The organism is Actinoplanes sp. NPDC049599 (assembly GCF_044465625.1).
Lineage (GTDB): Bacteria > Actinomycetota > Actinomycetes > Mycobacteriales > Micromonosporaceae > Actinoplanes.
This window is the reverse complement of record NZ_JBITLX010000019.1, coordinates 1-20,656: the sequence shown is the minus strand read 5'-3', so window position 1 is coordinate 20,656 and position 20,656 is coordinate 1. Positions and strand designations below refer to the sequence as shown.

Here is a 20,656-nt window from a genome sequence, read left to right as displayed (position 1 = left end):
ATGAGGAGGCAGTCATGCACAGGCTTCTACGGGTGATCGCTGCCTTCCTCATGGTCACCGTGACCATGACCGCCGCGGCCGGAGTCAGGGCAGGAGCCGCTTCGGCCGCGGCGGTCACCCCGCTGCGGGTCTGGATGAACAGCGCCGGCAGTGACCGCAACGGTGGCACCAGCGCCGCTGACGGCGTGGTCACGCTCCGGCGGGTGCAGCAGATCCTCTGCCCGGGCACACCCTGCACCGGCAAAGGCCGCCCGGTCGAGGTCCGGATCGTGCCCGGCACGTACGTCTCTCCAGCCGACGAGGCCGGCAGTTACTGGACCTACTTCGACGACCAGCAGCCGACCACCTTCCTGCCGGCCGAGTACCAGGCCGGCTGGGCCTGGGCCGACGTGGCCGCGCACGGTGGGCGGCCGACCTTCGACGGCCGGCACCGGCCCGGCTACGGCGTCAACTTCCGGCCCGCGCGGGTCAGCTCCACCGGGCGCACCAACCTCCGCTTCACCTACCTGCAGTTCCAGGGGTACGCCCAGGGCGGGATCAGCATCGAGGGACAGGTCCTCAACACCGACGTCGTCCGCCCAGGGCCGCGAACCGCCGACGGGAACAGCTTCTACGGCAACATGTTCACCGACATCGGCAACTACAGCGCCCCGGCCGCTCCCTTCGGCTACGCGGGCATCAGCCTGCGCAACTCCCGCCAGAACGACATCGCCAACAACCACTTCGTCGACCTGCGCAACGCCGAGGGCGGCCAGCACGAGCCCTGGGCGATCCACGGCGTGTATCTGTCACACGACTCGGACAACAATCAGATCCACCACAACAACTTCAGCTCGATCTCGGGTGACGCCATCAGGGTCCGCAACGGCAGCGACTCCAACGGCGTTGAGCGGAACACGTTCACCAGCACCGGAAACTACGGCTACCTGGGTGACTGGTACTGCGTTCCCGCCGGCTCCTGCACACCCAAGGAGTCCCCCTCGTACGGCAACAGCCTTGTCGCCAACACTTTCCGCGGGCCGTACCAGGGCGGCCTGCCGGCCTTCCGCCCCGATTTCTGCTATGACATGTTCGCGACCACCGACGGGGACTGCCCCGCCGACCGCATGACTGTCACGGGGTAGCGGCCACCGGGAAGCGGCGTACGCCGTGCGGGGCTACACGCGCGCCCCCTGCGTGTTTTCCTGAGTGCTCTGGGCATCGCCGCGATGATCGCCGTCGCTGTGCGCCGGTCTCATTCCGGCCCTCCGGGGTGACGGCGACATCAAGGTTGAGGCCATCGCGGCCCTGCAACACCGCGGCACCGCCGTGGTGGACCAGTTCGAGCAGGCATTCACCCACCTCACCGAGCCGGAGCCACGCGACCCGGTCCAGTCGCCATCGGCATGCGCAGTTTCTGCAGGCTGGCGAAGCTGGGTACATGTCCAGCTCCAGGCCGCATTGGCGTCGGGCCGGCTGCGCGTGGCCGGCACCGGATGGTACGACGTGGACCAAGCCTACGGCCTGCGCCGCCTGACTACGCCGTCTCGTGACAAGTATCAGCCGAACGGGGCACCTCGGATGGCGCTCGCGCCGATGGTCACTGATGCGAGGGTGACGATACGGTGTGCGCGGTCGCCGTAGTGACCGGCAACGGGAGGAAGTGGATTGCGCTGGAGGCCTTCTCCCGCGACGCCGGTTGTGGTCGGTGCCGCTTTCGCGCTGGTCGGCAACCTTGCGACCAACACAGTGGAGATCGAGGCCAGTTGGTGGCCGCCGGCGGTGTGGAGCCTTGCCGCCGCGCTTGTCGTGACGTCGGCTGTTATCGAGCTCGGTCGCAGTCGTGACCAGGCCATGTCGACATCGGCGGGGGAAGCCGCCGAGGTGTCTCCGGCGCGCCGTGTCAGGTTCGGCCTTGCCGTCCTTGTCGTCGCCATCTCCGTCGGCATTCCGGTGCTTGCCGTCATCGAGTTGCCACAATTGCTGGACCGGCCATGGGTCACCGCCCTCGCCGTGGTGCTTTACGAGATCACCCTGGTGACGTTCGGTTTCGTCGCGACGGTGTGGCGTGACCTGAGCCATCGTTGGGCTGCCCGGCTCGCCGACGCCACGGACGCCTGGCTGCGGCGCCGGATGTCACGGTTCTCGAACGCGTACGTTCGTTACGTCCGCGCGGCGACCCGTTACCTGGACCTCAAGGGCCTCAGCCATGCGGAGTACTCGCTGGAGATGCGTGACGTCCTTGTCCGTCTGGCCCTGGTGCCGAGACTGGTGCACGAGGTCTCCGCGGATCCCGTCGGTGCGTCGGATCGCCGAGGCGAGGACGCCGGCGGCGAGCAGGTGGCATCGATCTGGATCTGGCTGCGGCGTGCGCGACATGAGCAGGCGGTGCTGTCAGTCATCGGCCCGCCGGGGAGCGGGAAGACGACGCTTCTGCGGCACGTCGCGTACACGATGGCCCGCGGCGGCCGGACCGCTCGATCGGTCGGCGCCCCGCGCAAGCTTCCGATTCTGGTGAGTCTGCGGGAGCACAGCAGCAAGCTCTTCGACCACACGTTCACGATGGCGGATCTCATTCGGTCGAGCCTGTCCTTCGTCGAGCGTCCTGAGCCTCCGGGTTGGGTCGAGCACAATCTCCGGCGCGGCAACTTCCTCGTCCTCCTGGACGGGCTCGACGAGGTGCCGGAGTCGTCCGTCCGCCGATCGGTGTCCGACTGGCTGGAGCGCCAGGTGGGCAGTCACCCGGGGAATTCGTTCGTGGTGACCAGCCGCCCGTTCGGCTATCGGTACAACCCGGTGGCCGGTGCGATGGTCGTCGAGGTGCAACGGTTCACCGAGCCGCAGATCGCAGCCTTCGTCCGGCAGTGGTACCGGGCGGTGTCGATCCGCTCGTACGGCGGGGACAACGAGTCTGCTCGATTCGCGGCGAAGACCGGTGCCGCGGAGCTCATCGCTCGGCTTGCCGAGACGCCCGCGTTGTCCGAGCTGACGGTGAACCCGTTGCTGTTGACAATGGTCGTCAACGTGCATCGACATCGGGGAGCCCTGCCGGGCGGCAGAGCCGAGCTCTATCAGGAGATCTGTGACGTCTTCCTGGGCAAGCGTCACCAGGCGCGCGGTGTCGTAGTGGAAATGCCCGGCCGGCAGCGACAGGCCGTACTGAGAGCGCTCGCCTTCGAGATGATGGTCCACAAGGTCACCGAGGTCCGGGAACACGACGCCGGAGAGTGGATTGCGGAGGCGCTTGCCCGGATCTCGACGGATCTGAGCACCGCCGACTTTCTCAAGAGCGCCGAGGACTCGTCCGGCCTGCTGATCGAGAAGGAACGCGGCGTCTACGCTTTCGCGCACCTGACCTTCCAGGAATACCTCGCTGCGGATCACCTGCGCGAGCACGGCGGTGTCGATGTCCTCCTGGCTGGGCTGGACACCTCGTGGTGGCGCGAGACGATGCGGCTCTACGCGGCGATCGCCGACGCCACGCCCATCGTGGAAGCCTGCCTCGACCGGCGGGACGATCCGGCGCTCCTGGCTCTCGGCCTGCAATGCGTCGAGGAGGCGCACGAGGTCAGCCGGCCCACTCGTGACCGCCTCGACCGCTACCTGAACCCGCCCGACGCTCGGACGAACGTGGACAGCCGGCACCTGGCCGCACGCGTGCGCCTGCTGCTGAGAGCCTTTCAGGACCAGGCACTGCCGGCTTCCCGGTACATCGCCCGCACCGGCATCACCTGGATCGAATACCAGTACTTCCTGGACTCGACGATGCAGGTCCGTTCTCGCATTCCCGACCATTGGCATGAGGGGGTCTTTCCGCGCGGCTCCGAGGACGAGTGCGCGACAGGAATCCGCTTCGACGACGCCGTCGCATTCTGTGACTGGATGCGGGTCGAGACCGCCTCGTTGCTCATGTACCGACCGCCGCACACCGACGAGATTGACTCGGCCACAATCCGTGAGAACGGGAACTTGCTCGCATACTGGACCACCCTTCCGCCTCACAGCGGTCGGGACGTCGGGTTCGCCCAGCTGTTGCGTGACGGTGGCGCGGGCCGGCGCCGCGAACCGTACCGGACGGGCGGAGCCCCGCCGATGGCCCGGCAGGCGCTGGAGCAGGTGCTGAACGCCGACGTCGCCGCTGCGGAGCTCTGGCAGGACCCGCAAAGCGCGAAGATGCTCGGCCGTCTTCGTGGTCTGGCAGTCGACTGCTGGGAGAACACGGCGGGATGGGACGGGGGTCAACTGCTGGTCCATGCGAACCTGTCCGACGCTCTCGTCCGTCAATACTCCGAAACCCAGCGCCAATTTGTGTACGACCACGGCGCACAATCGGACCTACGCGATAGTTCGCAGCGCATCTGTGCGGTACTTCCGGATGTGCTCGACAGGTCGAGATACGCGCAGCGCGGGAGCGCGGAGTTTGTCCTGATGCGGCGCGGTGCGCGACAGTCGGCCTTGCGGGCTGCCGTTTCGTGTATGGCGCTGTTCGGCGATCACGGCGGTGGCTCCCAGTTCCCGGCACCCGGGTGGGTGCCGAGACCAACCTTCCGAACCCCCAACCCGAGTCGCGAGCCGACCGTCGTGCTCGCCGCCCTGGCCCACGCCTTCATCGGAACCTATGTCGATCTCGTGCTGCTCGAAGCCAGGCTGGCCGGCGAGCTGATGCCCGCGGAGTCCATCCTGTACGTGCGCCAGCCGGAGGAGGAGTTCTTCTCGGAGAACGACCGCCTCCTTCAGCAAGCCGAAGCCGTTCCGAGAACGCTCTGGCGTAAGGCGAAGCCCGCGTTCGACTACCTCGCCGGCGTCGCCTTGCTTGTGCTGTCGGCGCCGCTGATGCTGGTCATCGCGTCGATTGTTCGGCTCGGTTCGCCGGGGCGCGCGTTGTTCCGTCAATCGCGTGTCGGGTTGGATGGTCGCCCGTTCACGATCTACAAGTTCCGGACGATGTACGGGGATGCCGAAGCGCGGCTGGCGGCCCTGCGACACCTGAACGACTACGATGGGGTGCTGTTCAAGTTGCGTGCGGACCCCCGGGTCACACCGTTCGGGCAGTTCCTGCGCCGCTACTCGCTCGACGAGTTGCCGCAATTGTTCAACGTGATCCGCGGTGACATGTCGCTGGTCGGGCCGCGCCCCCCGTTGCCGAGGGAGGTCGTCCACTACTCCGACACGATGCGGCGGCGGCTGCTGGTCAAGCCGGGTATGACCGGGCTCTGGCAGGTCATGGGGCGATCGGACCTGTCGTGGGAGCAGTCGATCAACTTGGATCTGGCCTATGTCGATTCAGGCACCCTGGCGATGGACCTGTCGATCCTGTTGAGGACGCCGACGGCGATGTTCCGCGCGACCGGGGCGTACTGACCCTGCGGGGCCAACCATCCCGTCCAGGCAGGTCAGCCGCATGGTCGTATTCGTTTCGGCGTAGATGCCCGCCGCTTCTGGCTGAAGGACCGGGGGAATCGCCCTGATCTGGCTGGGCACTCGACCAAGCGGCCGCGTCACAGGAAGTAGCCGGCTGTCATCGGGGACGTCCCGGCGGCGGCACGGCCGTCCGCGCCGAGCCGCTCGCTGGATTCGATCATGAATGAGCGCATCACGGGCGGTGCGCGAAGGCAGTTGGTGCAGGCGCTCGATGAGGATCTCGTGCGCCCCGGCGGCGCACCCGGGATCCGCAGCGACCTCGCCGGCCGTCCTGACCCAAGGATCGTCGGTGCAGCTGGCATGCGTGACTGACACCGGACGGTGCCGTGGTCCTCTTTTCACCATGGGACGCACGTTTTGGTTGACCGAGGGCTGCCGCGCCGGAGAGAGCTCTGAGGCAGCCACAGCACCGGCGGCGCCGTCCGGGAGGTAGGCCCCGACGAAGCCGGCGTTGTCCTCGAGCAGCACGTCCGGATAGCTCGGCCGACGCGACTGTACGTCCGCGTGGCCCCGGACTCGCCGGCGGCCGGTTTCGCGGCTGAGGCCGACCGGCATCCCGGGTCGAGGATCGGGCCGAGCGCCGGTCGCGGTCCGAGTCCATCGGTTTGTCGGCACCTTTCGTCGGGCCATTGTCCTCTGGCGCCGCGCGCACGCCGGGAATAGCAAGGAGAGAGGTCTGAATGAGCAGGTACTCGGCCGCGGGCGTTGCCCGGCGGCGGCAACGATCCGGACGTGGATGAGAGGTCGCAATGGACACCACCGTGCCGCTGCTTCGTCTGCGCGGCATCTGCAAGAGCTTCGGGCCGGTCGAGGCGCTGACCGACGTCGACCTGGACGTGCCGGCCGCCCAGGTGACCGCATTGTGCGGCGACAACGGCGCCGGCAAGTCGGTCCTCATCAAGTGTGTGGCCGGGATCTACGAACCCGATCGTGGGCAGATCCTCTGGGACGGCAAGCCGGTGCACATCCGCAGCGCTCGCGCCGCCGCCGAGCTCGGGATCGAGACGGTGTACCAGGATCTGGCACTCGCCGACAACCTCGACATCGTGCAGAACATGTTTCTCGGCCGGGAGAAGCTGCGGCACTGGCTGCTCGACGAGGACGAGATGGAGGTGGCCGCCGCGGGCACGCTTGGCGGCTTGGGCGTGACGAGTGTGCGCTCCATCCGGCAGCGCGTCGCGTCGCTCTCGGGCGGGCAGCGACAGTCGGTCGCGGTGGCCAAGGCCGTCATGTGGCACTCCAAGCTGGTGATCATGGACGAGCCGACCGCGGCGCTCGGCGTCGCGCAGACCGCGATGGTGCTCGAGCTCGTGCGGACGCTTCGCACACACGGGCTTGCCGTGCTCATCATTTCGCATGACCTGAACGACGTGTTCGCGGTCGCGGACCGCATCGCGGTTCTGAACCTGGGGCGGCTGGTGGCCCAGGATTCGGTGACCGCGTTCGATCGGCGGAGTGTCGTCGAGTACATGACGACCGGGCGGGCCGACCGCACCGCGGGGGAGTCCGGCGTCAACCGGGACAGGGACCACAGCGTCCACGCCTGAACCGCGCAGAGCACCGTCCGTCGATACTCGCGTCCGGGGAGGTCGCCAGGGTCGATCAACGTCCTCCCCTCGCACGCAGCGAACCGCGGCTACGCCGCAAACGCCATGCCTACCTGTGGACAGCCCTGCCCAGGGCGCCGCTGGTTGCTCGTCGTCGGCGGCCAGGTAGAACGGGCCACCGGTCCACGGCCGGGTCGTGCCATGCCCCGTACGCCCCGTGCCACTGTCACGCTCATCCTCGGCACGGAGAAGGGTCGAGACGGCGGCCTGAACCCGTCCAATAGCATCAACCAGAGCGACGTATGCGTGAACGGCATGGCGCTGACCTACACCGCCTACTTCGGCGCGGACGAACAGCAGTTGGTCAGCATCGTCGACTTCTTGTTGCGGTGGCAGCTGCCCGACGGAGGGTTCAACTGCCGAGCAAATCGATCGGGTGCCCGCCACTCGTCGGTCCACACGACGGTCTCGGTGATCGAGGGCATCACCGAGTACCAGCGCAGCGGCTACCGGTACCGGCTCGACCACCTCGTCACCGCCCGGGCCGAGGCGGCCGAGTTCCTGTTGCGTCATCGCATGCATCGCGGTGAGCGGTCCGGCGAAGCTATCCACCCGGAGTTCACCCGGCTGCACCACCCGGCGCGATGGCACTACGACATCTTGCGCGGCCTCGACGCTCCCGCCCGGCCGGGAGTCACCTACGACGATCGCCTCGACGACGCGCTGAGCCTGCTAACCTCCCGTCGACATGCCGACGGCCGATGGCGGGCGACGAGGGCATACCCGGGAGCCACCCACGTGCCACCGGACAAGTCCGGGCAACCAAGTCAGTGGATCACCCTCATGGCCACCAGAGTCCTCGACGCCTACGCCGACTCGCGATAGCCAGTCCTCGTCGACGTCCCAGGATGCTCACCGGCGGAGAATCGCGCGCGAGTGAGGCCGCTGATCCTGCGGGGTCACACCAGCACGCGTTCCGTTTCTCGTGGTGTGACCGCGCACCAGCCCAGTTCGCCGTCGATGCGGGAGGCCAGGGCGGCTGAGGCGGCCGGTTCGCCGTGGATCACGTAGCAGGTCCGCGGCGGGGTCGGTGCGCTTTTCAGCCAGGCGACGAGCCCGTCCGCGTCGGCGTGTGCGGACATGTCGTCGACCGCGGCGACCTCTGCGCGTACCGGGACGTACTCGCCGTACATCTTCAGGGATCGCGCGCCGTCGAGCAGGGCGCGGCCGCGTGTCCCGGCGACCTGGAAGCCCGGCAGCAGGATCAGGTTGCGTGGTTCCGGGGCCAGGTGCGCCAGGTGGTGTACCACCCGGCCGCCGGTCGCCATGCCGGAGGCGGACAGCATGATGCAGGGGCTTGACGGGTCGTTGAGCCGCATCGATTCCTGCGCGGTGGTGACCAGCCGCAGATCGCCGGGGTCGAAGGGATCGGTCGACCGTGCGCGGATCTCCGGGCGGATCTCGGGGGCGCCTTCTCGGACGGCCTGGCGGTACACCTCCATCGCCGCCAGTGCCATCGGGCTGTCGACGAACACCGGTACCTGCGGCAACCGGCCGGCGGACATGAGCTCGCGGAGCGCCATCAGGAAGACTTCGGTGCGGTCTATCGCGAAGGCCGGGATGACGACGACGCCGCCGCGGGCGAGGGCGCGCCGGATGGGAGCGGCGAGGCGTTCCAGGTCGCGGGGTGGGTGTGAGCGGTTGCCGTAGGTCGATTCCACGACCAGGGCGTCGACGGCGGGGGCGGGCTCCGGGCCGGTGAGCAGCGGATGATCGTCGCGGCCGAGGTCGCCGCTGAAGCCGAGGGTGCGGGTCCCGGCGTGTACCTGCACGATCGAGGAGCCGAGGATGTGGCCGGCGGGGTTCAGGCGTACGGCGATTCCGGGAGCGACGAGCTGCTCGTGGTGGAACGGCACCGGTCGGAGCAGGCCGATGGCGTGTTCGGCGTCGGTGCTGTCGAACAGGGGCAACGGGTCGCGGTGCCGGCTGTGACCATTTGTCGCGGCGTACCGGGCGTCCTCCTCTTGGAGGTGGGCGGCGTCGCGAAGCACGATCGGCGCGACCCTGGCCGTCCAGGGCGAGCAGTACACCGACCCGGCGAAGCCTTGCCGCACCAACCGGGGCAGCCACCCGACGTGGTCCAGGTGCGAGTGGGTGAGCACGATCGCGTCGATGTCCGTCGCCGGCAGGGGAAACGGTGCCCAGTTGCGTCGGCGCAGCGCGCGTTCGCCCTGGAACATCCCGCAGTCGACGAGCAAGCGGGCCCGGCCCGCCGTGACGAGGAAGCGGCTGCCGGTCACCGTGCCGGTGGCGCCGAGGAATTGAAGTGACACATGGCCAGGCATGGTTGTCACGGTGTGCTCCCTTGCTCCTCGTTGTCAGTGATGTGCACCCAGTGCCACCTCGATCACCGCGCCTGCCCGGGCACCGCCATGGCTGTCAGCATGTCTGCGCCGGCCGGTGCCAGGCGACTGTGCCCGCTTCGCCTCCAACCATCACCCGCCGGAACGCCGCCGACGAGGGCCTCCGGTCACGAGTCAAGTGCCGGACGGCACTCCCGGTGACCTGCCGGTCGTTCGCGTGTTCCCGGTGCTGCCGGAGTTCTGGACTGGGCTTCACCTGCGCTGCCCGGCTCGACACACGACTTGACCGCCGCCCGCACGCACGGCGGCAGATACTTTCCCCGATGCGGGTGTCGCCGCAACGCCTCAGGATGTACCCCGAGTTGCTCGGCCAGACGACGGATCACCGGCTTTGGGATCCGACTCCCGATACAACCGCACCGCACGCCGGCGCAGTTCCGGCGATAGCGAGCGCCGCAGTCTGGGTCTGAAACTCGCTAACAGAGGGTTACTCAGGGAAGGCAGGGGCGTGCGGCAACTTGCCTTTCAGCATGTTCCACAGCTCGTCCGGGGCGAACATTACGGTCCATGACGATTGAACGTCGACGGTGCAGCCACGGTAGGCGATGCTGTCGATGATCATCGTCATTCGCTGGCGCGGTTTCACGTCCAGGACTGCTGTTACGGCCTCAGGACCTGCGGTTCCGCTGGCGGACACCTGTCCGTCGAGTATTGCCTGCCAGGCAATCTGCAGGCCGGGACGGCAACCTCGCGCCGAAAGCGTGAGCGTCGCCTTACCCGCCTTGGTGGTATCGACGCTGTCGAGGCCGGCGAAGCCGACCTCGATGTGCCGACGGCCGTCGGTCAGCACCCAATGATCGCTTGTCGGACAGAATCCATTGCCGCACGCATCGACACTGCGATGTCCCGGCAGATCACCCGACACGGCAGCCAATTGACCGTAGCTGACCGCACGGATCATCCGCGCGGCCTGCACAAATCCGACGATCGAGCTGACGAAGGCCAGTGTCAGCGTGACGGACACGACGATCAGCACGCGAAGAGCAGTGAGACGAGGCCGCGATGAATGTCGCCTGCGAGAGGCGACCGCGGCCGTGGACGCGGCCGGCGCCGCGCCTTCGGCGCGGTTGAGTGCTGGGCGCACAGGCACCCTCACCGCGGGGGCCTTGGCGTCGGCGGCATGGATGGGTGGCTTCTTTGATGCTGGCTGGCTCGTAGCGGGCTTTGCCGATCCGGCATCGCCGCGTTGCTGCTTCCACGTCCAATACGCCGCGAAGATCGAAACGACTGTACCGAGGCCAGTGAGAAGAGTACTGACGAGAGATCCCCACCATGACAGGTACTCGACGGGGTTGGGTTGATCGGCCAACAGCACGAGAGCATGGTAGTAGCGGCGTCATCGACGTGACGTACTCCCAGTCCGGACAGCGGATTCGTCCGGCGTGTCACTGGGCGTAGCTCACGCCGTACCGCTGAGGTATCCCGAGGTGGCGTCGGAGGTTTGGCTGCGCCATCGGGGGGTGGGCCGCTGGACCACCTGGACCCAGACGTGGTGCACCTCGGGTGGGTTTGCCGGATCGGATGCCTCGTCGCGCCCGGTCACCGCGACAAGGACCCGGCACCGTTGTGGCGAGCCGAAGTCGTGGCGTTCGACGAGCTCGTTGTCCGAGGTCCGCAGGTCGAGGGTTCCAGACGGTACGTCGATGTCGCACGCCGCGGCGACTGCCGTCGCGGGCTGCTCGGGCGGTTCCTCGCCGTTACCCAGGACGCGGAGGATCACGTCGACCATGCCTGCCGGAGTGCCGGCGAAGACGCACACGGCCGTCCCCAGTGGAGCAATGACTCCGTCGCCCAGGTCGCTGATGGCCAGGGCGTCGTACTCGCCCATGACGTCGGTGATCACGTACTGGTGGTCCAGCGTGTACATCTGGGTCATCGTGTCACCCCTCCTCGACCCGGTGATCTGCTAGCTTGAGCCCGATCGCCGGGCACAACGATCAATGGCACCAGCAGGTTGCGATCACGACTGCATTCGGGGGAAACCATGGGTCGTCGTCGGGTACGCGTCAGGCTAACAGTCACTGCGGTGCTGGCGGCACTGCTGGTCGGTGCGTCGGGTCCGGTGACCGCGGCGGCGGCCGCCGATGTTCCGCCCGGGCCGGGTTCGGTGACCACGCCGAGCGGACTGAACTCCGCGGACGAGGTGGCGGCACCGGCGGCGGAGAAGCCCGTGCTGACGCCGCCGGAGGCGTTGCGGGACCAGCCGGCAGCACCACCCACGACCGAGCCCCTGGATCCGGCGACCACGGCCGATCTGACCTCGGAGACCTGCACAAGCGGCACGTGTCTGCAGATGCGGCCGGTGACCACGGCTGACGCTTCGCAGACCCGCATTCCTCGGAACACCAAGGCATCAGTCCGCGCGCAGTCGACAGACAGCCGGACGGCGGCCGCGCCCACTTATGGGCCGCCGGAATGCGCTTTCCCGCCCGACATCCACGTCGGGTACTGGCGGTACAACCCGAACCGGATGATGAGCTGCCGTTCGATCTCGACCCTCTACTACATCGAGCAGGTCCGGAACGGGGTGCGGGAGATCCTCGGCACCGAGACGATCAACGTCAACGAGTGGTTCGCCACCTCGTACAACTCCATGACGCTCACGCACGGGGTCATGTTCGAGGGCGTGGCAGCCACGGAGGCCGGCGCGGCCCGCGGGGTCAGCCTGAGCGCGCCCTACCCGTGTGCACTGTCCGTCCCGATCGGCCAGAACGGATGCGAGGTCAGCGGCGCCGGCCTCGCGGTGAGCGTCGCAGAGTTGCCGCGTGGTATCGCCCGTGCCTTCGAATGGACCGAGACGATGGTTCTGGCCGGCAGCGACCAGGCGCAACAACGCCTTCTGTTCGCCGATTTCCTGCGCGTCACGTTGACTCACCCCGCGGCGACGAACACGAATTCGCTCACGTTCGACGGCACCGATGAGTTCCGCTGCGACAACCTGACGAACGTGCGAAGTGCGGGCTGCGTCAACCCGCGGTTCGCGCCGACGGTGACCTTCGACGACGCCGAGTTCCCGGAGCTGGCCCCGGTCACCCACCACATGCGGCTTGCCCAGGACCGGCTACCCGATCACCCCGGCCGCCCGGGCGACACACCCTTCAGGCGCGTAGCCGCGGGCACCACAGAGGCCGACGACAACCGCAAGCGCTCCTGCACCAACAACGCGGCATTCCGCTACGACGGGGCCGGCACCGAGTGCGACGAATATCCCTTCTCCACGACCTCGCAGAGCAGCACGTCAGCGTTTTCGGCGATGCCGGTCCCCAAGGAAGCCAACAGCAAACAGGGAAGCATCCTCAGCGACAGCATCCTCAAGGACCGCATCAACGTCGATGACTCGTACTACGTGGTCGCGAAGGTCAGTTCGACCCGCAGCGGATCCCCCGCCTCGAATTCCACCCTGAACAGCCAATTCACGTCGTACGGCGACAACGCCGGGTGCGCGGACTGGAGCGGCGGCGACGCGACCAACTCCGTGCAGATCCCGGGTACCTCGAAGCGGGCGTGGTTCTTCTCCGACTCCTTCCTCGGCGCACCGTCCGACCGCCGCAATCTGTTCGCGACGTCCGCGATCCGCAACTCGATCGTGGTGCAGGACGGGTCGACGATGCGGACCATCACCGGCGGCAACACCTGCCAGGAGTCGAACCAGGACCTCGACTTCTTCTCCCGCTACGCCAAGACCCCGGCGGCGGATGCCGGCGGCGGCTTCTTCTGGACCGGTGACCAGGTGGTGTCCGGCACCGACGTGGTGAAGTTCTACTACCACGGCCGACCGACCGACGTCGCCTGGGTCAACGACTACGCCGCTGTGGCCACGTTGTCCGCCGCGAGCCTGTCCACCGCTTCCACCATGACCATCACGCCGACGAAGCTGTCCTGCGCGGCCGGGGGACCGGACGCCATGTGGGGCACGATGGTCATGAAGTGGTCCGACGGCGACTACTACATCTACGGCACGGGCGCGTCGGTGCCCCATCAGCTGTACCTGGCGCGGGCATCGGCTGCGAACCTGACGGACTTCTCCGGCTGGCAGTTCTTCGGGGGCAGCGACCTCAAGACCGCCACCGGTTCGGGCACCGCGACCTGGACGACGTGTGCGGGAGCGAAACCGCTGCCGATCGGCTCCGGGGCCACCGGTGGAAGCGTCAATTACATCAACGGCACGGTCTGGCTGATCCAGGACGACTACGTCAATCCGAACTCCTTCTCGGTCGGCACCCTGTCAGCCCACCCGTCGCAGACCCCCTGGGGATTCACCGACCGGCAGATCCCGCTCTACGACCCGCCTGAGGGCACTCACAACTACCCCTATTACCACTGGGTCTACGAACCACGGATCCAGAACGGGCTGACGTCCGGAGCCAACCTGGTCCTGTCCTACAACGTCAACACCGATGCCAGGAACACCGGTTGCGTGGACGCCAACAACTGGGACGGCCGCATCTACCGTCCGCGCTTCGTCAACATCCCCACCAGTTGGTTCAACACCTACGACGCCGCCTACATGTCGACCGGCACCTACTCCTACCCGGGCGTGACCCCCGCCCGCGAGGTCGCCACGAACATCGGCGGAGCCACGGACTGGTCGCCCGGCGGCCTCGGGGCGAACAGTTGCCCGACCGTCAACCCCGCGTCAGGATTCAGCGCCACCGTCAAATCCAACGGCACCGTCGACATGTCCTGGACGGTCACCGGCAGCGACGTGTGGAGCTACCTGTGGCAGTGCGACTCCACCGCGTCGACCTGCGGAACCACCCCGGACTGCACCTCCGGCGCTGCCGGCTTCACCAAGCAGTTCGGCGGGCTGTGGCTCACCGTCCAATCCATCAACCTGGCACCGATCCAAGCCGGGGCCCAGAACGGGCACACCTTCAAGTGGTACGTCTGCTCGTCAGCCGCCAGAGGCGGCAGGGGAGGACCCTCGGCCATCGTGACAGCGGCAGTCCGGGTTCCGGTGCCCTCGGCGCCGGCCAACCTACGCCTGACGGCACGCTCCGGGACCTCGGCCACCCTGGCGTGGAACGAGGTCACCTTTCCCTCGAAGAGCGTGTACATCACCCCGTACTACTGGGACATCACCGCCGGCGGCACCTCCGCCAACGCCATCGCCGGCACCGCCCAAGCCGGCGGCACGACCATGACCACCACAGTGCCGAACGCCACCCACACCTACGGCTTCTACCTCAAAGCCTCGAACATCGCCGGCATCGGCACGGCGTCCAACCAAGTCCAGGGATAAGCCGGACCGAGCCTCGGTCCGGGTGAAGGTCAAGGACCGCCCGTGGGTTGGGCACCCCATCGGTGCCCAACCCAACCAGCGGTCGTATCACTGGGTTATCGGTGTGGCGACCGTGTTGCCGCCGACCTCTTCGCGGTACGCCGAGATCGGCACGGCGAACGCGTCGAAGACCCTCAGTGCCTGACTCTGGTCGTCGAGCGTCGAATCGGCCGCCTTGATGACGTTGCGCATCTTCTCGGGGGTCATGCCTTCGAGCGTGGACGCCTTGTCGAGCAGCACCGAGAGCCGCTTCGCCACGGTGTTCATCATCGCGCCGCCGAGAATGGGGTTGAGCGTGTCCACGATCGGCATCGGATGTTTGCCGGTGCCGAAGGCGGCGTAGCTGAACGTGTTGGTTTTCGCGTCGTGGAACATGATCCACATCAGGTGTCCGTCGAGGGCGTGCCACTTGCCGGTAGTCATCAGGCAGCACGTCGCACTTCGGCCGTTGCCCAGGTTGACCTTCTTGAGGTGGCTCGGCACGACCTTGCCGCTGTAGCCGAGGCTGACCTCCGGGCCGAACGTCCCGGCCGCGGGGAAGCAGCCGGCCAGCGCCTCCATCTGCTTCTGCGGATCCGTCTCCTTGCTGAAGAAATCGCGCGCGAGCTCGGAGTTGGCCGGCAACTGCTGCGAGAGGATCAGGTAGGCGTGGTGCTTCACGTCCAACCGGATCGTCTTCCCGAGGTCGCCGTCCATCTTCTGGGCATCCGCCAACGCCGCCTCGGCAAGTTTCCCCAGCAGTTCCGGCTTCTTCTCGATGGCCTCGGCCAGCTTGAGCCCGCCGTCGGCGACGGCGGGCTCGCGCACCAGGCGGGTGCCGTCCTCGTCGATCGTGACGATCTCGTCGCCGCTGTGGACGAACCGGGCCGTGAGCAGCGCCTGAAGATCATCAAAGGTCCGGTCACCGGCTCGGAGGTGACTTTCTTCGGGGACGTCCGTGGTTGGCAACGGCGGACCGTGTCCTCGAGCGCCGCGGTGTGGCTGTCCGGTCCGACGAGGAGTTATTCGTTTCGCCAACCTGGGCGCCGTTCGACGAACGCGGCCCAGGGGTCCTCCGCCGGTGGTCGCGTCGGCGGCTGAGCGGGTTCGATGGCGGCTTCGGCGTCATGGTCGTGCTGTTCGTCTGCCGGCCGGCGGTGGTGGACTGCCGCGACGGCGGCGAGCGCGGTGGTGATCGGCACGGCGGTGATCAGGCCGATGGTGCCGACCGCGCTGCGGACCAGTTCCTGGGCGATCAGCTCACCGGTGAGGAGTTCCCCGGTGGGGGTGGTGCCGGCGGTGAACGGCAGCATCAGCGGCAGAGACGCTCCGGCGTAGGCCAGCACGATCGTGTTGATCACCGAGGCGATGTGGGCGCGGCCGACCCGGGTGGCGGCGGCGTACAGGTGCCGGAAGCCGTAGCCGGGGTTCGCCCGGGCGAACGCGATGACGGCCAGGGCGAACACGGCGCCGAGCAGCCACAGTGGTGTGGATCTCTGGAAGTCCACGATCGAGTAGCCCTGCCCGCAGTCCTCCTGATCCAGGAGCCCACGCCGGGCCGGGTGCGGGGCGCTGGGTGGGTGGTGATGGGGATGTGCGGGACTCATCGGTCCTTCATGAGGTCAGGCCGGGGCGAGGTGGGCGGAGCAGGCTGCAGCTGCCGCAGTGCATGCGGTCACCGTGAAGGTGTGGGTGGTGGTGCTCATCGCAGGTGGCTTCCATGGCGCTGGGCGGCGGGCTGGTCGGGTCGCAGCAGGGCGCGAATGTCGTCGGCGAATCGGGGCTGGTCGGTGAGGTGGGCGAATCGGCCCGGCAGGTTGTAGACGTGCCGGCGCCACCGGTCGTCGGCTGCCGGGGATCGTGGCGGTTGCTGGCTGTGGATCGCTACCTGGGCCGGTCGGCCCGCGGCGGGTGGGTTGCCGGCCGGGTCGGTGAGGCGCATGACGGGGCCGTACGCGGTGAGCAGCCGCGGGTCGGTGGACGGTGTGATCAGGTCCCGGTAGTGGGGTGGGACGGAGTCGAAATCGAATCCTGCGACGTACTGGTCGAGATCCGGCACCGGGCTGTGCGGGTGGGGCGGGTCGACGGTGACCACGGCGTGGACCACGCAGCGGGCGGCGAAGGACACGGCCAGGGGTGCCGCAGTGGCGTGCCCGACCACGATCGGGGCCTGCCGTACGCCGAGGGTGTGCAGCAGCAGGGCGAGCTCGCCGACCAGGTCGTCGGGGTCGTACTGGTCGCGGCCTGGGGAGTCGCCGTGCCCGGGTAGGTCCACGGCGATGACGGTGGCATGCGGGCGCAGTTCGGCGGCGACGGGCCACCACATGGACCGGTCGAACATGACCGCGGGGATCAGCACGATCGGCCGGCCGTGGTTGCCCCAGGTGTCGTAGCACCACGCGCCGGCGGGGCTGCGCCAGGTGTGGGTGGTCCGCTGGGGAGGGAGCATCTGGTCGGATCCGGTGGGGTTCATGCGGTGTGCCCCGCCGCGACGACGCCGCAGGAGTAGTCGAGCCGGCCCGGTTGCAGGATGCCGAGCTCGATCACGGTGTCTCCACCTGCGGGCAGGATCCACCGGATGTCGCGGCGGGGAATGACGAACGCGCGTACGCAGCCGTCGGTGTCGCGGGAGCCGGTTGTGCTGTGGTGGCGTTGCCGCATGACGAGACCGCTGGGCGATCCGACTGGCGCGGCGGCGTACGACACGCCGCCGGCGAACAGGCCGGTGAGCAGGACGGCGTACAGGTTCATGACGATGGGTCGACCTTCGACGCGGGGAGAGACGTACGTGGGCACTCGCCGCGCGAAGGCGGCGAAACGGCGCGCAAGGCGGCCGTCTACCGGATGCGGACGCACAGCGGTCAGGCTGCGGCTACCGGCCGGGGTGTCCTACGTGCGGCTGACGCCGAGGCGAGTCAGGACGACGTCGGGCGCGAAGCAACGTGGCGTCGAGGGACGCGACGATGACGCTGCGGGTGCGGCGCGTTCGCCGGCCAGGAACACGGAGGTAACCGCCACCGGGGTGCGGGTGACGATGGTCGGCGCGATGGAGCACTCGTCCGCGGTCGTGCTCGACACTCCTGAGGCGTGCACGTCACGGTGATGCGCGGACATCGCCGGCGCTACCGTGGCTTCGAACCCGGCCGTTGCCAGGGTGGTGACCGACCCGGGCGCGGCGGCGCTCGCCAGGTGATCGGCGGACGTGTCGTCGATGCAGTGCCCGCCCTGCCAGATGCCGAGACCGGCCAGGGTGAACAGGACCAGCAGCCCGCGCAGCAGCCATGGCGGTGCTGTGCACGGCTGGGGTCGGCTCACCCGACAAGGTTACGACATCGCGTGTGGGCGAATCGCCGCGGCGGCGGAATCGCTGGGGTGCGCGTCACCGCGCCGGGCGCGGTGTTCGCCGTGATATCCGGCCGGCCTCGACTTCATCGGCGAGGGGTGCGCGGCCGTGATCCGGCCCGGCCGCGCACACCTGTGACTACAGCTTGCCGAGCAGGCCCTGCATGGTGGTGATCTCGGCCTGCTGATCCGCGATGATCTTCGCGGCGAGGGCCTTGGCGTCGGCGCTGGCGCCCGTGGCGGTCTCGTCGTCGGCCATGGTGATGGCGCCCTCGTGGTGGGCGATCATCATGGTGAGGAACTGCTTGTCGAAGGTGGCGCCCTTGGCATCCATGATCTTGGCCAGGTCGGCGTCCGACATCATGCCGTGCGTCGACGTGCCGTGTCCCATGTCCGGTGCCGCGGTGGGCTTGCCCCAGGCGGTCAGCCACTGGTTCATGGTGTCGATCTCGGGCTGCTGCGCTGCTCTGATCTTGGCCGCGAGGTCCTTGACCTCGGTGTTGGCGGCGCGGCCGTCGGCCAGCGCGGCCATCTCCACGGCCTGCTGGTGGTGCGGGATCATCATCTGGGCGAAGGTCACATCGGCGTCGTTGAACGTCGCGTTCGCCGAGGCCGGCGCGGCGGAGGTCGCCGGGGTCGTCCCGCCGTGGTTCATGCCGGAATCGGACGGCGAGTCGCCGCCGCAGGCGGACAACACCAGCGTGGCGGTGACAGCGACGCCGGCCAGCAGGCCACGGCGCAGCACCGTGGTGGGCAGCAGATCCTGAAGTCCGCAGCGAGTTTCTTCGCGGCGGAGCTGGACCGTCCGTCGCGATGAGAGTCGATTTCGTCGACTCCCAACAGGCCGAACACGGTGTCCAGCCGGTCCTGCAGGCACTTGAAGGCACGCCGGCACAGATCGCACCATCGACCTACTACGCCGCCAAGACCCGCCCCACGAGCGCCCGCTGGCGCCGCGACGCTGAACTGACCGCGATGATCAAGCAGATCCACGCCGAGAACTACGGCGTCTACGGAGCCCGCAAGATCTGGCACGAGCTGTTACGACGCGGCGTGCGGGTAGCGCGGTGCACTGTCGAACGGCTGATGCGCGCCGCCGGGCTGCGCGGGCTGCTGCGTGACAAGTCACCGCGCACGACCCGCCCGGCCGCGGAGACCGGTCGGCCTCGTGACCTGGTGAAACGTGACTTCACCGCCATGGGACCGAACCAGCTGTGGTCGCCGACCTGACCTACGTACGCACCGGCGTGGGCTGGGTGTACGCCGCGTTCGTCCTGGACGTGTACTCCCGCATGATCGTCGGCTGGCAGGTCGCCACCAGCCTCTACACCGACCTCGCCCTCGACGCGCTGAAGATGGCGATCTGGCGCCGTCAGAATCAGGGCGCTGAACTGCAAGGACTCGTGCACCACTCGGACCGGGGAGTCCAATATCGAGCCATCCGCTACAGCCAGCGGCTCGCCGAGGCCGGCGCCTTCGCCTCGGTCGGCTCGAAGGGTGACTCCTACGACAACGCCATGGCCGAGGCGTTCAACTCCCTTTACAAGGCCGAACTCGTGCGGAACAAGGGTCCGTGGCGCGGGCTCGACGACCTGGAGATGGCCACCGTGGAATACATCGACTGGTACAACAACCGGCGTCTGCACGGCGAGCTCGGGCACGTTCCACCCGCCGAGCACGAAGCCCTACACGCGATGACCCAGCCGGTCACCGCACCCCTGAAAACCGGCTAACAAACTCTCCATCAAACCCGGGGCTTGACACACCGCCCGCCGCTCCGTGTCCCGGATCCCGGCGGATTTTTCCCCTCATCACCTGCGACACGCTCGTGAACGCGCCTGGATCGAACTCGGCCGCCGCGTCCACGACCGACCCGGACGGACCAGCCCTCGCGCCACCACCCGACACACTCACCGCTACCCCGCCCGCGGCGATCGACCCCCGACCCGCCGGGTAGAGCACACCATCACCCTGCACCGGGTGAGACCCCTACCAGCGGAAACACCCTAAAGAAGCGCCATTGGGGTGCTGGTGCCACCGGCTGATCCGGGAAGAATGATTCGGTGAGTTTGGCCCCACGGTGGTTCAGGGTGGCGTGACGATCGGTTCCTCCGTTGTCCTTTGCCATCGGTGATGAGGTACTGCCACTCGATGTCGTTGTGCACAGTTCTGTGACGTGCCCCCGGCACGATACCGACCTGCGCTTTGACCCCTCCGTGAGCGACCGTGGCTGATCAGGCGGATCCTTACGCTGTTGAGCAGCGACCGCTTTCCGGCGGATCTCCTCCTCCGGCTCCAGTTCGGCGACCTTGCGCCGCAACCGGTGCAGTTCGTCGCGCTCCGTGCCGCTCAGCACTCATACCACTGTCTGGCCTCAAGGTTTCCGGTTCGAAGCTGGGACCTCGGCCGAACGGCTTCAGACCTTGTACCCGTTCGGTTTGTTCTTGGTGGGCCGAGCAGTCGCGTGGCGGGAGCGTCTCATGGTCCGGCCTGCGGTTTCGTCCCCCGATCGGCCGCCCGGCGGTCTTCGATGGACGACCTGACATCGACGGCAGCCCACCCAGGGTTGCCCAATTGATCTATATGCATCTAGTGTGGCGTGTCTGAAGTGATTTGACGGTGTGGGTGCGGGACAATGAGGCATGTCTGTTGCCGCCGCGTTGGTTCTTCGTCCCGGTGACGGT

17 protein-coding genes and 1 pseudogene are annotated in these 20,656 nt (G+C 67.8%); 9 read left to right on the top strand and 9 right to left on the bottom strand.

Annotation, left to right across the window (positions count from 1 at the left end; translation table 11 throughout):
- The first annotated feature begins 14 nt into the window (after nucleotides 1-14).
- From ACIBQZ_RS28330 to ACIBQZ_RS28310, 5 genes are all read left to right on the top strand, one after another.
- A complete protein-coding gene (locus tag ACIBQZ_RS28330; protein ID WP_396091840.1) occupies nucleotides 15-1,124 on the top strand; it encodes a right-handed parallel beta-helix repeat-containing protein in 1,110 nt (369 codons plus the stop codon).
- 523 nt (nucleotides 1,125-1,647) lie between these two features.
- Complete coding sequence (locus ACIBQZ_RS28325) at nucleotides 1,648-5,340, top strand: sugar transferase (RefSeq protein ID WP_396091839.1); 3,693 nt, start codon at nucleotides 1,648-1,650, stop codon at nucleotides 5,338-5,340.
- A 219-nt stretch (nucleotides 5,341-5,559) separates the two neighbouring features.
- Nucleotides 5,560-5,712 carry a hypothetical protein gene (locus ACIBQZ_RS28320; RefSeq protein ID WP_396091838.1) on the top strand — a complete coding sequence of 51 codons (153 nt, stop codon included), beginning with the start codon at nucleotides 5,560-5,562 and terminating at the stop codon, nucleotides 5,710-5,712.
- Between the two features lie 437 nt (nucleotides 5,713-6,149).
- The gene (locus tag ACIBQZ_RS28315) at nucleotides 6,150-6,947 is read left to right on the top strand and encodes an ATP-binding cassette domain-containing protein (RefSeq protein WP_396091837.1); all 798 of its coding nucleotides are present in this window, start codon (nucleotides 6,150-6,152) and stop codon (nucleotides 6,945-6,947) included.
- Nucleotides 6,948-7,091: 144 nt separating this feature from the next.
- The gene (locus ACIBQZ_RS28310) at nucleotides 7,092-7,832 is read left to right on the top strand and encodes a hypothetical protein (RefSeq protein WP_396091836.1); all 741 of its coding nucleotides are present in this window, start codon (nucleotides 7,092-7,094) and stop codon (nucleotides 7,830-7,832) included.
- Between the two features lie 74 nt (nucleotides 7,833-7,906).
- Here ACIBQZ_RS28310 and ACIBQZ_RS28305 read toward each other — a convergent pair whose 3' ends face one another.
- A complete protein-coding gene (locus ACIBQZ_RS28305; RefSeq protein ID WP_396091989.1) occupies nucleotides 7,907-9,292 on the bottom strand; it encodes an MBL fold metallo-hydrolase in 1,386 nt (461 codons plus the stop codon).
- Between the two features lie 237 nt (nucleotides 9,293-9,529).
- On the opposite strand from ACIBQZ_RS28305, the pseudogene ACIBQZ_RS28300 reads away from it, so the two are divergent.
- A pseudogene (locus ACIBQZ_RS28300) lies at nucleotides 9,530-9,616 on the top strand (IS5/IS1182 family transposase); the annotation flags it as partial.
- A 181-nt stretch (nucleotides 9,617-9,797) separates the two neighbouring features.
- Here ACIBQZ_RS28300 and ACIBQZ_RS28295 read toward each other — a convergent pair.
- Both ACIBQZ_RS28295 and ACIBQZ_RS28290 read right to left on the bottom strand, forming a co-directional pair.
- Complete coding sequence (locus tag ACIBQZ_RS28295) at nucleotides 9,798-10,685, bottom strand: hypothetical protein (protein WP_396091835.1); 888 nt, start codon at nucleotides 10,683-10,685, stop codon at nucleotides 9,798-9,800.
- An 84-nt stretch (nucleotides 10,686-10,769) separates the two neighbouring features.
- Nucleotides 10,770-11,246, bottom strand: a complete 477-nt coding sequence (locus tag ACIBQZ_RS28290) for a hypothetical protein (RefSeq protein WP_396091834.1) — start codon at nucleotides 11,244-11,246, stop codon at nucleotides 10,770-10,772.
- A gap of 108 nt (nucleotides 11,247-11,354) precedes the next feature.
- Between ACIBQZ_RS28290 and ACIBQZ_RS28285 the strand changes: the two genes are divergently transcribed.
- The gene (locus ACIBQZ_RS28285; RefSeq protein WP_396091833.1) at nucleotides 11,355-14,612 is read left to right on the top strand and encodes a NucA/NucB deoxyribonuclease domain-containing protein; all 3,258 of its coding nucleotides are present in this window, start codon (nucleotides 11,355-11,357) and stop codon (nucleotides 14,610-14,612) included.
- 87 nt (nucleotides 14,613-14,699) lie between these two features.
- On the opposite strand, the gene ACIBQZ_RS28280 is transcribed toward ACIBQZ_RS28285, so the two are convergent.
- The 6 genes from ACIBQZ_RS28280 to ACIBQZ_RS28255 all read right to left on the bottom strand — a co-directional run bounded on the left by ACIBQZ_RS28280 (nucleotide 14,700) and on the right by ACIBQZ_RS28255 (nucleotide 18,729).
- Complete coding sequence (locus tag ACIBQZ_RS28280; protein ID WP_396091832.1) at nucleotides 14,700-15,458, bottom strand: hypothetical protein; 759 nt, start codon at nucleotides 15,456-15,458, stop codon at nucleotides 14,700-14,702.
- A 194-nt stretch (nucleotides 15,459-15,652) separates the two neighbouring features.
- Entirely contained in the window at nucleotides 15,653-16,237 is a 585-nt protein-coding gene (locus tag ACIBQZ_RS28275) for a YibE/F family protein (protein WP_396091831.1), read from the bottom strand.
- Between the two features lie 95 nt (nucleotides 16,238-16,332).
- Nucleotides 16,333-17,079 (bottom strand): alpha/beta fold hydrolase, encoded by a 747-nt coding sequence (locus ACIBQZ_RS28270; protein ID WP_396091830.1) that lies wholly within the window; start codon nucleotides 17,077-17,079, stop codon nucleotides 16,333-16,335.
- Nucleotides 17,080-17,099: 20 nt separating this feature from the next.
- Nucleotides 17,100-17,381: a hypothetical protein gene (locus tag ACIBQZ_RS28265; protein ID WP_396091829.1), complete on the bottom strand. Its 282-nt coding sequence runs from the start codon at nucleotides 17,379-17,381 to the stop codon at nucleotides 17,100-17,102.
- A gap of 138 nt (nucleotides 17,382-17,519) precedes the next feature.
- Nucleotides 17,520-17,945, bottom strand: a complete 426-nt coding sequence (locus ACIBQZ_RS28260; RefSeq protein WP_396091828.1) for a hypothetical protein — start codon at nucleotides 17,943-17,945, stop codon at nucleotides 17,520-17,522.
- Nucleotides 17,946-18,111: 166 nt separating this feature from the next.
- The gene (locus ACIBQZ_RS28255) at nucleotides 18,112-18,729 is read right to left on the bottom strand and encodes a DUF305 domain-containing protein (RefSeq protein ID WP_396091988.1); all 618 of its coding nucleotides are present in this window, start codon (nucleotides 18,727-18,729) and stop codon (nucleotides 18,112-18,114) included.
- 56 nt (nucleotides 18,730-18,785) lie between these two features.
- On the opposite strand from ACIBQZ_RS28255, the gene ACIBQZ_RS28250 reads away from it, so the two are divergent.
- Nucleotides 18,786-19,202 carry an IS3 family transposase gene (locus ACIBQZ_RS28250; protein ID WP_396091827.1) on the top strand — a complete coding sequence of 139 codons (417 nt, stop codon included), beginning with the start codon at nucleotides 18,786-18,788 and terminating at the stop codon, nucleotides 19,200-19,202.
- Nucleotides 19,187-19,705 (top strand): IS3 family transposase, encoded by a 519-nt coding sequence (locus ACIBQZ_RS28245; RefSeq protein ID WP_396091826.1) that lies wholly within the window; start codon nucleotides 19,187-19,189, stop codon nucleotides 19,703-19,705. The genes ACIBQZ_RS28250 and ACIBQZ_RS28245 overlap by 16 nt, the downstream gene beginning before the upstream one ends.
- Nucleotides 19,706-20,656 lie beyond the last annotated feature (951 nt).